This is a genomic window from Chloroflexota bacterium (genome assembly GCA_013152435.1).
Lineage (GTDB): Bacteria > Chloroflexota > Anaerolineae > DUEN01 > DUEN01 > DUEN01.
The window spans coordinates 1-13,893 of the sequence record JAADGJ010000048.1 but is presented as its reverse complement, the minus strand read 5'-3'; the positions used below and the strand labels follow the sequence as shown (position 1 = coordinate 13,893).

Genomic DNA, 13,893 nt, shown 5'->3' with positions numbered 1-13,893 from the left:
GAAACCGAGAAGACGCGTATACAGACACGACACCTTGCCTCGTCCCTGCAGGCGCCATGTATGCCAATATGGACGTTGGACTTTGAAAAGGTCCTACCGGGTGGGGGGATAGGTCTTGACGGGAACCCAGGGCGCGTGAAGTCAGCAGCGGCAGCTCCCACGCTGCCGCGGGTGGAGCGTGGAAGCCCCACTCGCTTGAGTGGATGCCTGCGGGGAATGGGCCCGGATTCCCTATACCAGATCACACCGGTGAAATCGTTTTTGTGGTACAATACGGGTGTGGCGGTGCATCAGCCATAGGAGATGTCCTCCCCGCGTGTGGGAGAAATCCCGGCAGTCTCGCGGGGCGCTCTCCGAAGATCACAAGGAGGTGATAGCATGTCTGATCGGACGTCGACATCATCGGCGGCTTTGGCGACGGGCGATGGAACTTCCTCGCAGGATCTCACCCCTTTGGAGATGGCGCAACAGCAGTTCGATGAGGCCGTCGCCTATCTGGATGCGGATATCCCCGATGGCTACCTCGCGAAGCTGCGCGTCCCCGAACGTGTGCTCATGGTCAATTTCCCCGTGATCATGGATGATGGGGAGTTGCAGGTGTTCACCGGCTATCGTGTGCAGCACTCCACGGCTCGCGGGCCTGCCAAGGGGGGCATTCGCTATCATCCGCAGGTGACCATGGAAGAGGTCAGCGCGCTGGCCATGTGGATGACATGGAAGTGCGCTGTGGTGGGCATTCCCTACGGCGGCGCCAAAGGCGGCGTCGTCTGTGATCCCAAGAAGCTTTCGATACGAGAGATCGAGCGCCTGACCCGCCGGTACGCTGCCGAGATCTCGATCATCATCGGCCCGGATCGGGATATCCCGGCCCCCGACGTGAACACGAACCCTCAGGTGATGGCCTGGATCATGGATACGTACAGCATGGGGGTTGGACATGTGACCCCCGGGGTGACGACGGGCAAGCCGATCGAGCTGGGGGGCTCCCTGGGACGTAATGAGGCGACCGCCCGGGGGACCCTGTTCTGCGTCCGGCGTGCGGCCAAGAAGATCGGCCTGGATCTGGAGGGCGCGAGCGTTGTGGTGCAAGGGTATGGGAACGCCGGATCGATCGCTGCTCGGCTGCTGCACGAGGATGGGGCCAAGATCATCGCGGTGAGTGACTCCAAGGGGGGGATCTATAACCCCAAGGGGCTGGATCCCGTCGCCGTGCTGCGTCACAAGCGGGAGAGCGGCTCCGTGGTTGGGTTCCCCGGCGCGGATGTGATCACGAATCAGGAACTGCTCACCCTGCCGTGCGATATCCTGGTGCCGGCCGCCCTGGAGAAGCAGCTGCACGCGGGGAACGCGGACAAGGTACAGGCCAAGATCATCGCCGAGGCGGCCAACGGCCCCACCGAGCCCGAGGCGGATCACATCTTCTTCGATCGTGGCATCTTCGTCATCCCGGACATCCTGTGCAACGCGGGCGGCGTCACCGTGTCCTACTTCGAGTGGGTGCAGGACATCCAGTTCTTCTTCTGGGATGAGGACCAGGTGAACAGCCATCTGGAGCAGGTCATGAACCGGGCGTTCGACTCCGTGGTGGCGATGGCGGAGAAGAAGAAGGTGCACAACCGGCTGGCCGCCAACGTCCTGGCCATCGATCGGGTGGTCCGGGCGATCATGCTGCGAGGGATCTATCCCTAGAGCCGGGGTGTGTCCGAGAGGTGCTGCTATTGGGGCAGCCACAAGGGCTGCCCCATTGGGGGCGCAACGTCTGCGCCCCATCTTTATGTCATAGGCGGATTGCATGGAAACGATCTTGTTAGAGCTGACGGGGATCGCTCATGGGGGAGAGGCGCTGGGCCGTCATGAGGGCAAGGTGATCTTCGTGCCGTATACGCTCCCCGGCGAGCGCGTGCAGGCCCGTGTGGTGGAGGAGCACAAACGGTGGGCGCGCGCCGAGTTGGTGGAGGTGCTGGCCGCCAGCGAGGATCGCGTGGAGCCGCCGTGTCCGCATTTTGGCCCGGGCATGTGCGGCGGCTGCCAGTGGCAGCATATCCGCTACGAGCGACAGCTGGCGCTCAAGCGGGAGATCGTGATCGATCAGTTGCGCCGTCTGGGGCATCTGAGCGATCCGCCGGTTCGCCCCGCACTGGCGGTGGGCGAGCCGTTCGGCTATCGGAATCACGTGCAGTTTGCCATCGATCGGGATGGGCAACTGGGGTTCCGCCGGGCGGGCAGCCGTGAGATCATCCCCGTGGATCGGTGTCTGCTCCTGCACCCGCTGCTGGACGAACTCCACGCGGCGTTGCAGCTCGGCGATGAGGAGGAGCCGGCGGCCGGGCTGGCCGGATGGCTCCGTCGCATCACCCTGCGCGTGGGCGTGACCACCGGCCAGGCGCTGGTGATGTTCGAGACGCGCGGGGACGAGCTGCCCGAGCTTGAGGTGGATCTGTCGGTCTCCTGTGCGTTCCTGACGCGGGATGGACGGGTTCAGCCGCTCATCGGGCCGCCGTACATCACGGAGGAGGTGGCCGGTCGGGAGTATCGCATCTCGGCGGATAGCTTCTTCCAGGTGAACACGGCGGGCGCCCAGGCCCTGGTCGATCTGGTCCAGGGCTATCTGGAGCCGGAGCCCGGCGATACGCTGCTGGATGCGTATTGCGGCGTGGGGTTGTTCGGCCTGGCGATGAAGGGCCGGGTAGACCGCCTCATCGGCATTGAGGAGAGCCCGTCGGCCTGTGAGGATTTCGCCTGGAATGCTCGTGACTGGGATCCGGAGCAGGTGGAGTTGCATGAGGGGCCTGTGGAGGAGGTGTTGACCGTGTTGGCGGAGCCCATCGATCTGGTGGTCGTGGACCCGCCGCGTTCCGGCGTGGGGAAACAGGCCCTGGCGGAGCTGGCCCGGCTGGCGCCGCGTCGGATCGTGTACGTCTCCTGTGATCCGGCCACGCTGGCGCGGGATGTGGCGTACCTCCAGGAGGGGGGATATCGTCTGATGGAGGTGCAGCCGGTGGACATGTTCCCCCAGACGTTCCATATCGAGTCGGTGAGCCTGTGGGTGCGTGAGTGATGTGGAGCGAGAGGGGGAGATCGTCCATTGAATTTGCCCGGAGAAGGGCATTATGCTATACTTAAGACGCTGACTCGGGCTGGGGCATGCGCCTCTGGTATTCCAGCGGTGCTCTGGCTTTGAATGAAAGGAGAGGAAAGTGGCTCTGACGAAAGAGCAGAAGCAGGCGATTATCGAGGAATACCACGTACACGAAGCGGATACGGGTTCACCGGAAGTTCAGGTTGCTCTTCTGACCACACGGATCAATAACCTGATCGAGCACCTCAAGGTGCATAAGCACGATGAGCATTCTCGCCGGGGCCTGTTGAAGATGGTGGGGCAACGCCGCCGCCTTCTGGCGTACCTGGCGAAGAAGGACTATCAACGTTATCGTGAGCTGATCCAGCGTTTGGGTCTACGTCGGTAGGCCGGCTGGGGGAGAGCGAGCGAGTAGATGTGGCGGCGGGAAGCTCCCATCTACTCGTTTTGTATTAGAGAAGGCCGAAAAGGGTGTCCGGGTCAATGAGCGCCTGAGATCCCTGGCGGTCATAGTCATCCTAATATCACATCCGGCCCGATGACAGCCTGGTGAGGGTCTGGTCCGTCGAGAGGTCTAGGAATTGGTGAGTGAGGCCAATCGTGCCGTCGAAGCGTTTGTCCAGGCGTAACGCTTGGCACCAGTCGCCAGTCCCTGACCTCTGGACAGCACCAGGCACCCGTGGCTGTCTATGGCCACGGGTTTTCGTGTAGCCAGGTTGTGTCGAAGGGCCGGAGGGAAGGGAAAGGGAAAAATGAAAGATTCAAAGCGTTTCACTGCAAAGCTCGGTGATCATGAGGTGATCATCGAGACCGGGCTACTGGCGCCGCAGGCGGGCGGCGCTGTGCTCATTCAGTCCGGAGAATCGGTGCTGTTGTGCACCGCCACCGCCGCCAAAACCCCTCGAGAGGGCATCGACTTCTTCCCCTTGAGCGTGGACTTTGAGGAGCGCCTCTACGCCGCGGGCCGCATCCCCGGCTCGTTCTTCCGACGGGAGGGGCGCCCCAGTGACGAGGCGATCCTGCTCTGCCGGTTGGTCGACCGGCCGTTGCGCCCGCTTTTCCCCAAGGGATTCCGTAACGACGTCCAGATCATCCTCACCGCGCTGGCAGCGGACCAACAGACTCATCTGGACATCCTGGGCATCATCGGCGCCTCGACGGCTCTGATGATCTCCGATATCCCGTTCGATGGGCCCGTCGGCGCCGTGCGTGTGGGGTATATCGATGGCGAGTTCGTCATCAACCCCACCCTCCAGGAGATGGAGCACAGCACGCTGGATCTCCGTCTGGCCGGCACCGAGGATGCCATCCTCATGGTGGAGGCGGGCGCCCATGAGATCCCCGAGGATCTGATGCTGGAGGCCATGCGCCTGGGCCATGAGGCGATGCAGGATGTGATCCGGCTTCAGAAGGAGATGGCCGCGGCCCTGGGCAAGCCCAAGATGACCTACACGCCCTTCCTGCCTCCGCCGGAGGCGAAGGACGCGGTGAGGGAGCGCGTGGCCGACCGCATTCAGGAGATCCTGCGGCAGGGTCTGCCCAAGCATGAGCGCTCCGAGGCGTTGGATGCGCTGCGGGAAGAGGTCGTTGAGGCCTTGAGCGAGACCTTCGACCCGCTGGCGATCAGCAACGTGTTTGACGATGTGCTGAAGGAGATCGTGCGGCAGCGCATCCTGGACGAGGGCGTGCGGCCGGATGGCCGGGATCCCAAGACGATCCGCCCCATCTCGTGCCAGGTTGGGGTGTTGCCGCGCGTGCATGGCAGTGGGCTCTTCATGCGGGGCGAGACGCAGGTGCTGACCATTGCGACCCTGGGGACCCCGCGAGACGCGCAGCTGCTGGACACCTTGAGCCCGGAGGAGAGCAAGCGGTTCCTACATCACTATAACTTCCCGCCCTATTCCACCGGCGAGGTGTGGCCGCTGCGTGGCCCGAAGCGGCGAGAGATCGGGCATGGCGCCCTGGCCGAGCGGGCGCTGCTGCCGATGATCCCGCCGGAGAACGAGTTCCCGTACACCATTCGCTTGGTGTCGGAGGTCCTGTCGTCCAACGGTTCCACGTCCATGGCTTCGGTCTGCGGCAGCACGCTGGCACTCATGGATGCCGGCGTGCCCATCGAGGCGCCGGTGGCGGGCGTGGCCATGGGCCTGGTGACCGATGGCAGTGGGCGATACGTGGTGCTGAGCGACATCCAGGGCATGGAGGACGCCCTGGGGGATATGGATTTCAAGGTCGCCGGCACGGAGCACGGGATCACCGCCCTGCAGATGGACATCAAGATCAAGGGGCTGCCCTACGAGATCATGGCGGAGGCGCTGGCCCAGGCTCGGGAGGGGCGCCTGTTCATCCTGGGCAAGATGCTGGAGGTGCTCCCCGAGCCCCGCAAGGAGCTCTCCAAGTACGCGCCGCGTATCATCACCATCCGGATCGATCCGGAGAAGATCGGCAAGGTCATCGGCCCTGGTGGCAAGGTGATCCGGAAGATCCAGGAGGATTACGACGTCAAGGTGGATATCGAGGAGGATGGGACCGTCTACATCGCCGCCACCAATGAGAGCGCCAGCGAGTCAGCCGTGAGCATGATCGAGACGCTGACCGAGGACGTGGAGATCGGCAAGATCTATACCGGTCGGGTGGTGCGCACGGAGCCCTATGGCGCCTTCGTGGAGATCCTGCCGGGCGTGGATGGTATGGTGCACATCTCCCAGCTGGCCGACTACCGGGCGGCGTCCGTGGAGGACGTCGTCAAGGTGGGGGATGAGGTGATGGTGATGGTGGTGGATATCGATCCCACCGGCCGGATCCGGCTATCACGCCAGGCCGTTCTAGAGGGATGGACGGCTGAAGAGGCGCGAGAGCGGGATCGTGGCGGCTCGCGTGGCGGTCGCTCCGGCGGGCGGTCGTCCTCCAGGCGCTCGGGTGGAGGTCGCTCGGGAGGCAATAGCGGTCGCGGCGGGCGAGGTCGCCATCGCTAAGGGTAGAGTGGGGGCACGGCGCCGCCGTGCCTCCCCCGGTGGAGCACGCAGCCGAGGGATGCCCCCAGGCACCTTGTCGGTGAATTTTCTAAGGGACGATAACCCGGGGATAGGGGATTCCCGACGGACGAGTTTTCGGGAGTGAGCCTATCGGCCTAGGACGGAAACTGCATGTTTGCGGTACAATAGAGGCAGCCGGGGCGGTGCCCTGGCTGCTGCCTTTCCTCCACATGGTGGAAAATCTTAGTGCATTGAGGTCATCTATGAGCGGAACGGAAAACATGCAGACTACGTCGACAGCACAGCCATCGTCGCGACCCGGGTGCGGTGGCCGTCTGTGGGGCGCATTTCGGGAGGTGATGGAGACCGTCATCCCGGCCATCCTGATCGCGTTGGTGATTCAGCTTTTCCTGGCACAGGCGACGCGCGTCTACGGGCAGAGCATGGAGCCCAACCTCCACACCGATCAGCGCCTGGTCGTGGAGAAGATCTCCTATCGCCTTCATTCCCCACGGCGCGGCGACGTCGTCGTGCTGCACCTGCCGGGACACAGCCGTGAGTTACTGATCAAGCGGGTGATCGGTTTGCCGGGAGAGACGGTGGAGATCCGCGATGGTGTGGTGTATATCAACGGCAAGCCGCTGGACGAGCCGTATGTCACATATCGGTCTACGGAGAATTACGAGCCGCGGGTGATCCCGCCGCTGAGCGTGTTCGTGTTGGGCGATAACCGGGCGGCGTCCAACGATTCACGGGTGTTCGGCCCGGTACGTATCGAGGACATCGTTGGGCGTGCCTGGCTTTCCTATTGGCCTCCCTCGATGATCGGATTCGTGGAGTGAGGTCGGGCCGGGCGTGGATGCTCGGCCTGATGTCGGGTTTCTCGGCGGCGGCAGCGGAAAAGCTGTCGCTGCCGATCGGCCGGTCCAGTTCACGGCCGGATGTGAGCTTTGGATCCGCGAATGTGAATTCCCATAGCGGTGTCGGCCCCCGGGCCGGCGCTCCCGTCCGGCCGGGTGCGAGAGCAGCCTGGAGGCGCCCGTGACCCATCGTCGCCCTGCAGGCGTGATCCCCCCGCGTCTCCATGATTTGCGTCCTGAATCGCTGCCTGATTCTCTATCACCCTGTTAGCCCATGTCACCCCGTTGGAGTCCGCTCACCAAACAGATCGTCGTCATCAGCGGCTTGGCGGCCATGGCCTGGATGATCTCCAAGTTTGGAGAGATCATCGGCCCGTTGGTGGTCGGGATTATCCTCGCTTATTTCCTGAACATCCCCGTCCGTTGGCTCGTTCGGCGTACCGGCTGGCCGCGCACAGCCGTGGTGATCGGCGTGTATGTGGCCTTCCTGGTGCTGCTGATCCTGGCGCCCGCCCTGCTGACGCCCCGGGTGGTCGGCCTGGTGCGCGCGCTGGTGGGCACGCTGGCCGATCTGACGCAGGAGATGGGGCAGCGGATGCAGCAGCCGCTGGTGCTGTTCCCCGGCATCCAGATCGAGCTGTCCTCCCTTTACGATCAGCTCAGCGGCGCGTTGCAGGCCGTCCTCTCGCCGTTCGCCACCAGCGCGCTGACGCTGGTCTTCGGAGTGGCTTCCGGCCTCCTGTGGCTGGTCTTCGTGCTCGTCGTCTCCTTCTGGCTGGTCAAGGACCATTCCATCATCATCGGGTACATCGTCGATCACATCCCGGTGGCCTATCGCGGCGAGATGGTGCGTCTGGCGCAGGAGCTGGCGCATATCTGGGATGCGTTTGTGCGCGGGCAGCTCACCGTCGGCATCATCGTGGGGACCTTCCTGTCCGTGGCGCTCTCGATCATCGGGATGCCCAACGCGGTGGCCTTCGGCATGTTGGCCGGTGCCATGGAGCTGATCCCCTCCATCGGGCCCACGGTGGCCGGCGTCTTGACCGTCCTCGTGGCTTATTTCCAGGGGTCGAGCTATCTCCCTCTGAGCAATCTGTGGTTTGCCGTTTTGGTCGCCGCTTTGTTCATCGCCGTCTTCCAGCTGGACGGCGTGATCCTGATCCCGCGCTTCGTGGGGCGGCGCGTTCGGCTCCATCCGCTGGTGGTGTTCGTCGGCTTGATCGCGGGGGCCCGGGTGGCCGGGGTGCTGGGGATCCTGCTGGCCTCTCCCACCATCGCCTCCCTGCGGGTGATCACCGGGTATGTGGTGGCCAAGCTGCTCGACCAGGAGCCCTTTGAGCCGCTGCCCTCGCCCCCGGATCTGGAGACGCGATGGCGCGGCCTGCTGCGCGGCCGGGCGGTCGAGGCGTTGCTGTTCGATCTGGATGGCACGCTGGTGGAGACGGATGAGGAGCTGGTTCGGGTGTGGGCGATGCGGATCGCCCCACTGAAACGGGTGATCCCGGCGCTGGACCCGGAGCGGGTGGTGCGTTGGTGGCTGGCTCGGCTGGAGGGGCCGATCAGCATGGCCATCGCCCTCCTGGATCAGCGATCGATGGATGAGCGGGCGCTGGACTGGATCGAGCGGTTGCACCGCATGCTGGGATACCCCTCGGCGGAGGCGTTCGTGCCGGTCCCGGGCGCGGTGGAGGCGATTCGTCAGCTGGGCGAGCGTTATCGGATGGGGATCGTGACCACCCGCCGGCTGGCGGAGGCACAGGAGTTCGTCCGGCAGAACGGGCTGGAGGACTACGTGGAGGTGATCGTGGCACGGGATAACTACCCGCGCCTGAAGCCGCATCCGGGCCCGATCCTCCACGCCGCGCAGGAGCTGGGCGTGGATGTGGAGCGCTGTGCCGTGGTGGGGGACACCGCAGTGGACATCGCCGCGGCACAGGCTGCGGGGGCGCTGGCCATTGGTGTCCTCTCCGGCTTCGGCCAGCGGGACGACCTGGAGCACGCCGATCTGGTGGTGGATTCCGTGTTCGATCTGTTGGACTGGCTGTGATCCCCGGATGCGCTATCCCTGGGAGATGGTGAACGTCCACGTCTGCGTGGGGGCCATCATCAGCGCATCCTGCAATGCCTCGTCATCGGGGAAGGTTTTGGACGGGAGATGGCGCTCTTCCACGTGAAGGATGAGCGGGGATGTGTCGAAGGGATAGGGCTGTATGACGAAATCCCCGTCAGCCGCTCGCTTGACCTCCAGCGAGGTGAAGTCCCCGAGCCCGGTGTGGGGGGCGTTTTCGATCCGCCGTGGAAGCTTCCAGCCGTCGCAGATGGTCAATGATAGCTCGTCGCACACTTTGAGCAGGCGCAGGTTCGTCTCGAGTCGGTCGGGCTTGACCCATGCAGCCCAGGCCGGGTCCCTGGCCAGCTCCTCGCGTAGCTGTTCCTGGAAGTTCCTCTGCGTGTCCACGAAGTTACGTCGAAGGAATCGATCCTCCTCGTCCTCCTCGAGCGCCGCCAGGGCCCATTCCGCGAGGGTGATGGCGTGCAGGCTGACCAGAAGCGCCGCGTAGCGGCTTTGTACCTTCGCCTGGATGATGGACTGCTGCCAGATGTGCAGGTGTTCGAAGACGGGCATGTGCATGAAATCCCGGGGGCGTCCCGTATCCGGCATGCGCTCCGGCAGCGTCTCCCATGTCGTCCAGCCGTTGTCGTGGATCGCGATGGCGAGGATGACGTCTGGCCAGGGTTCCGGCCGGGCGAAGGTCTCGTTTCCCCAATGGGCCGCCAGCTGAGCCGCTACCCAGGCGTGCCCCGGCTGGGTGATGACGGTCAATCCGGTTTCCGTCTCCCGTATCAGCATGTTGCCGTCTCCTTACAGGGCGCTCAGAGTGTGTCTGAAAAATGCGATGGGAGCCACTATTGATCTTCGCATGGTAAAGGGAACAAGCGACCGTGTCATTTGTTTCGGATAAGTTGTAGGAGTGACTCGGTGAGTGCTCCCTCTGGTTTGGCCTTATGGGTAGCGAAGGGCACTGCCCTTCGCTACCCATACCAAGATATGGGGGCTCAAAGAAAGAGGCCAAACTCCAAGGGGTGACTCGGCGAGTTGCCCCTATGGAACTCGCGATTCCCTGAGGACTGAGACTCAAAAGTTGCTTTATCTAAGCGAAGATCACTAAGAGTGTGTCTGGGAAATGCCGTTGCTTCTGCTGTGGGGAGCTCCTCCGGAGAAAGTCCTTCTCCCGCTTTCGACCTGCCCGGCCTCGGCCTGGGTCCTTCGGGAAGGGCCGAGAAAGGCAGGTGCAGGCCGGAAAAGCGGAGTTTGCCGTGGAGGGGAGGCCCCCTCCACACCTCCCCCTGTGGAGCTGGCCGTTGAGGGAGACCCTCAGGCACCTTGCCGGTAAATTCCCAGACACGCTTTGGTGTCTTAGTGGCTTCGTGGTGTGTTTTTCAGACACATCCTCAGGTGGCGCCGATGGCGCGCAGGGCGTCCAGGGCTTGCGCCTGGGTCACCTCGTCGGTCACGACCACCCGGCCGATGTCCTCCGGTATGACGAAGCGCAGCCGGCCGGCTGCCCGCTTTTTGTCCGTCCTCATCGCCTGATAGAGCGCTTCCGCCGTGTGCCCGTGGACCTGAATGGGCAGGTCGAGCCGCCTCAGCAGATGCGTCAGTCGGTTCACCAGCGCGGGCTCGCAACGCCCCAGGATAGCAGATAGATGGGCCGCTGCCACCATCCCCACGCTCACCGCCTCGCCGTGGCGCATCTGGTAGTTGGACAGCCTCTCCAGCGCGTGACCGAAGGTGTGCCCCAGGTTGAGTACGGCGCGCCGCCCTCGCTCGAACGGGTCCTCCTCTACGACCTCGATCTTCACCCGCACGGCGTCGGCGATCAGGGATGTGAGGGTGGCGGGCCCGCGCCCTTCAAGCTGGCGGAACAGCTCCGGTGAGCCGATGATGCCGTGCTTGACGATCTCGGCCAATCCGGCGCGGAACTCCGCGGCCGGCAGCGTGCGCAGCGTCAGCGGGTCGATCAGCACCATCTCCGGCTGTTTGAAGGCGCCGACCAGGTTCTTGCCCTGGGGGAGGTCTACGCCGACTTTCCCGCCGACGGAGGCATCCACCATGCTGAGCAGCGTCGTGGGGATCTGGACGAAGGGCACGCCGCGCAGGTAGGTCGCGGCGGCGAACCCGGCGATGTCGCCCACCACGCCGCCGCCCAGGGCGATGATCGGGCTGCGGCGGTCGAGGCCGGCCTCCACCAGGCGCTCGTAGACGGAGCGAACGGTGTCCAGCGTCTTATGGACCTCGCCCTCCGGGATCTCGATCACGACAGGGCGAAAGTCGGCCTCTCGCAGCGCCTTGACCAGCGGCTTCGCCCAGTGTTTGCCGACGTCCGGGTTGGTGACGACGGCAGCGAGGCCGGGCGTGAGCCGCCGGGCCAGCAGCTCCCCGGCCTGGTCCAATATGCCCTCTCCCAGGACGATATCGTACATGTATCCGCCCGGTGCCTGGACGGGCAGGCGGCGGGCTTCCGTCAGTCCCCAGACCAGCGCCAGAGCGCGCTCCACCGCCTCGGCCTGGGAGAGCTCGCTGGTGTCCAGTTGCAATCGGATGGCGTCATATGCGGCCGCGCGCTCATCCAGCAACGCCTCGATGCGCGCCCGTCGGTCGGTGCCGTCCAGCTTGGGGCGGTTCGTGCTGGCTCCCACGCGGGCCATGATGACGTCCGGGGAGGCGCGCAGGCAGATGATATCGCCGGTGGCGCCCAGGGTGGCGCGATTCTCGGCGTTGACCAGCGCGCCGCCGCCGGTGGCGATGACCAGCCCGGAGCGGGCCGCCAGCTCCCGGCAGAGCTCGCTTTCCAGGCGGCGAAATGCCTCCTCCCCTTGCTCCTGGAAGATCTGCGGGATGCTCATGCCGGTGCGTTCCTCGATGACCGCGTCCATATCCACGAACTCGCGGCGCAGCCGCTGGGCCATCAGCCGCCCGATGGTCGTCTTTCCCGTACCCATGAAGCCGGTCAGGATAATGTTTCGGTCTTCATCCATCTTGCGCCATACCCTCATTCCTCTTGTCGCCATATCACCCGCCTTCTCGTCGAAGAACGGCCGGTCGAGGGACATTATACAACAAATTCCGGCCGCCAGCGAAGAGGGCACGCCTCGGGCGGTCGTGTATCCAAAATAGAGGAATCCTCGCCGCCCATTCGTCGTCCCCCGAGGATAACAATTGGCGAGGGCAATTTCGCGAAATTGCCCTCGCCAGGCTACGGAACGATCGGGGACTGGTCTTCACCCGCTTAAAGTTTGACCGCTCATCTCGGCCACGTGGATGGCCAGGTCCTCGCCCTCTCCCAGGATGGCGTGGACGTGCACCATCCACTCGCTGATGGGGATCGACTGGGGGCACTTCGCCTCGCACTCCTGGCACTGGATGCACGCCGCGGCCTGCTCCTCCGGGGAGAGGCGCTGATACTGCTGGCGGGCCTCCTCCAGGCGGCCGAACATGGCGCCCTGGTTCAGGATGTCGAACAGGCGGGGGATGTTCAGCTCCACCGTACACGGCAGGCAGTACTCGCACTTGGTGCACGGGATGGGGCACAGCGCCTGGTACGTGGCTCGGACGCGATCCACCAGGGCCAGCTCCTCCTCTGATAGCTTGCCCACGCCAGACCACCCGGCTACCGCCACGTTCTCGATCACATGGGCCATGGTGCTCATGCCGCTCAGCACCACGGAGACCTCCGGCTGGTTCCACAGCCAGAGCAGGGCCCATTCCTGGGGCGTTCGCACCACGGGGGCCTCGTCCCATACCGCCTGTACCGCATCCGGCGGGTTCACCAGCCTGCCGCCGAGCAAGGGCTCCATGACGACCACGGCCAGCCCCTTTGAGGCCGCATACTTCAATCCTTGCATACCCGCCTGGTTCTCGATATCCATGTAGTTGTACTGGATCTGGCAGAAGGTCCAGCCCTCGTAGCCGTCGATGATCTCCTTGAACACGTCAAAGGTATCGTGAAACGAGAATCCCAGGTAGCGAACCTTGCCCTGGGCCTGCACCTTCTCCGCCCAGCTCAACAGGTCCAGTCGCTGGATAAGCTCCCATCGCTCTCGGCGCAGCCCATGGAAGAGATAGAAGTCGATATGATCCGTCTGCAGCTTCCCCAGTTGCTCGTCCAGGATGCGATCCGCGTCCGCCGTCGTCTCGATGGCCCACATCGGCAGCTTCGTCGCCAGGTGGATTTTCTCCCGGTAGCCATCCTTGAGCGCCCGCCCGAGGAACCGCTCCGACTCGCCGTTGTGATAGGGGTAGGCGGTGTCGACATAATTGACCCCGTGGTCGATCGCGTAGCGGATCATGCGCGTGGCTCGCACCTCATCGATCTTGGCACGGTCTTCCGGGTCCGTCGTCGGAAGGCGCATCGCTCCGAATCCCAACGCTGAAGGTCGCCAGTCCAGCTTGCCGAAGTGACGATACTGCATGACCTTTCCTCCTCACATGTCCAGGGTTACGCACACGGTCCAGCATGCTCATATTCGATGTACAATATAGCTTGATTCCCACGCCTCGGCAAGTCGAGGGCGATCTCGCCCTTGAGCCCCCTTCTCCCGGGCTCGGCGGGAGAAGGGGGTTTGGGGGATGAGGGCCGTTTTCCCTCGGTCGATGATCAAGGGAATGTCTTGCGTCGGGCGACACGCGGGGTGTTCCTGCCATCCCGATTTCCATCACTGACTTTGAAAAAGCCCTGCGGCCTCGCTCATGCTCCCCGTCCCGGATGGGGGGCTGTTTTGCTTTCGCTGGAGAGGCGGAGATCGCCGGACTCAAGCTTGAGGCCGGGGCCGGCGATGCGTTCGTAAAGGCAGGCTGGGAGGTGGAGAAATCGCCCGGCAGCATGAAAAAGCGGAGGCCCGGAGGATCCCCCTCCGGGCCTCCCTGGGGGCGCAGAAGCACGCTCCCATCCCGTTTCCGCCTTTACCTCGTCATCAT

At 64.1% G+C, this 13,893-nt stretch carries 9 protein-coding genes; 6 read left to right on the top strand and 3 right to left on the bottom strand.

Features of this window, described 5'->3' with window-relative positions; all coding sequences use genetic code 11:
- Nucleotides 1-459 precede the first annotated feature (459 nt).
- The 6 genes from GXP39_06060 to GXP39_06035 all read left to right on the top strand — a co-directional run bounded on the left by GXP39_06060 (nucleotide 460) and on the right by GXP39_06035 (nucleotide 8,961).
- Nucleotides 460-1,689 (top strand): Glu/Leu/Phe/Val dehydrogenase, encoded by a 1,230-nt coding sequence (locus GXP39_06060; GenBank protein ID NOZ27604.1) that lies wholly within the window; start codon nucleotides 460-462, stop codon nucleotides 1,687-1,689.
- A 103-nt stretch (nucleotides 1,690-1,792) separates the two neighbouring features.
- Complete coding sequence (gene rlmD, locus GXP39_06055; GenBank protein ID NOZ27603.1) at nucleotides 1,793-3,058, top strand: 23S rRNA (uracil(1939)-C(5))-methyltransferase RlmD; 1,266 nt, start codon at nucleotides 1,793-1,795, stop codon at nucleotides 3,056-3,058.
- A 139-nt stretch (nucleotides 3,059-3,197) separates the two neighbouring features.
- Nucleotides 3,198-3,467 carry a 30S ribosomal protein S15 gene (gene rpsO / locus GXP39_06050; GenBank protein NOZ27602.1) on the top strand — a complete coding sequence of 90 codons (270 nt, stop codon included), beginning with the start codon at nucleotides 3,198-3,200 and terminating at the stop codon, nucleotides 3,465-3,467.
- Between the two features lie 364 nt (nucleotides 3,468-3,831).
- Complete coding sequence (locus tag GXP39_06045; protein ID NOZ27601.1) at nucleotides 3,832-6,054, top strand: polyribonucleotide nucleotidyltransferase; 2,223 nt, start codon at nucleotides 3,832-3,834, stop codon at nucleotides 6,052-6,054.
- A 281-nt stretch (nucleotides 6,055-6,335) separates the two neighbouring features.
- A complete protein-coding gene (gene lepB, locus GXP39_06040; protein ID NOZ27600.1) occupies nucleotides 6,336-6,896 on the top strand; it encodes a signal peptidase I in 561 nt (186 codons plus the stop codon).
- 292 nt (nucleotides 6,897-7,188) lie between these two features.
- Complete coding sequence (locus GXP39_06035) at nucleotides 7,189-8,961, top strand: AI-2E family transporter (GenBank protein ID NOZ27599.1); 1,773 nt, start codon at nucleotides 7,189-7,191, stop codon at nucleotides 8,959-8,961.
- 12 nt (nucleotides 8,962-8,973) lie between these two features.
- Here the strand turns inward: GXP39_06035 and GXP39_06030 are convergent, their stop codons facing one another.
- From GXP39_06030 to GXP39_06020, 3 genes are all read right to left on the bottom strand, one after another.
- On the bottom strand, nucleotides 8,974-9,765 hold the full coding sequence (locus GXP39_06030; GenBank protein ID NOZ27598.1) for a DUF3891 family protein: 792 nt from the start codon (nucleotides 9,763-9,765) through the stop codon (nucleotides 8,974-8,976).
- 602 nt (nucleotides 9,766-10,367) lie between these two features.
- Entirely contained in the window at nucleotides 10,368-11,954 is a 1,587-nt protein-coding gene (aroB, locus tag GXP39_06025; GenBank protein ID NOZ27597.1) for a 3-dehydroquinate synthase, read from the bottom strand.
- A 243-nt stretch (nucleotides 11,955-12,197) separates the two neighbouring features.
- A complete protein-coding gene (locus tag GXP39_06020; protein ID NOZ27596.1) occupies nucleotides 12,198-13,388 on the bottom strand; it encodes an aldo/keto reductase in 1,191 nt (396 codons plus the stop codon).
- Nucleotides 13,389-13,893: the final 505 nt, after the last annotated feature.

Bases quoted from the DNA above. Each gene is read 5' to 3' on its own strand.
- GXP39_06060 (NOZ27604.1), top strand. From the start codon at position 460: ATGGCGCAACAGCAGTTCGATGAGGCCGTCGCCTATCTGGATGCGGAT.
- rlmD (NOZ27603.1), top strand. From the start codon at position 1,793: ATGGAAACGATCTTGTTAGAGCTGACGGGGATCGCTCATGGGGGAGAG.
- GXP39_06045 (NOZ27601.1), top strand. From the start codon at position 3,832: ATGAAAGATTCAAAGCGTTTCACTGCAAAGCTCGGTGATCATGAGGTG.
- lepB (NOZ27600.1), top strand. From the start codon at position 6,336: ATGCAGACTACGTCGACAGCACAGCCATCGTCGCGACCCGGGTGCGGT.
- GXP39_06035 (NOZ27599.1), top strand. From the start codon at position 7,189: ATGTCACCCCGTTGGAGTCCGCTCACCAAACAGATCGTCGTCATCAGC.
- GXP39_06030 (NOZ27598.1), bottom strand. From the start codon at position 9,765: ATGCTGATACGGGAGACGGAAACCGGATTGACCGTCATCACCCAGCCG.
- aroB (NOZ27597.1), bottom strand. From the start codon at position 11,954: ATGGATGAAGACCGAAACATTATCCTGACCGGCTTCATGGGTACGGGA.
- GXP39_06020 (NOZ27596.1), bottom strand. From the start codon at position 13,388: ATGCAGTATCGTCACTTCGGCAAGCTGGACTGGCGACCTTCAGCGTTG.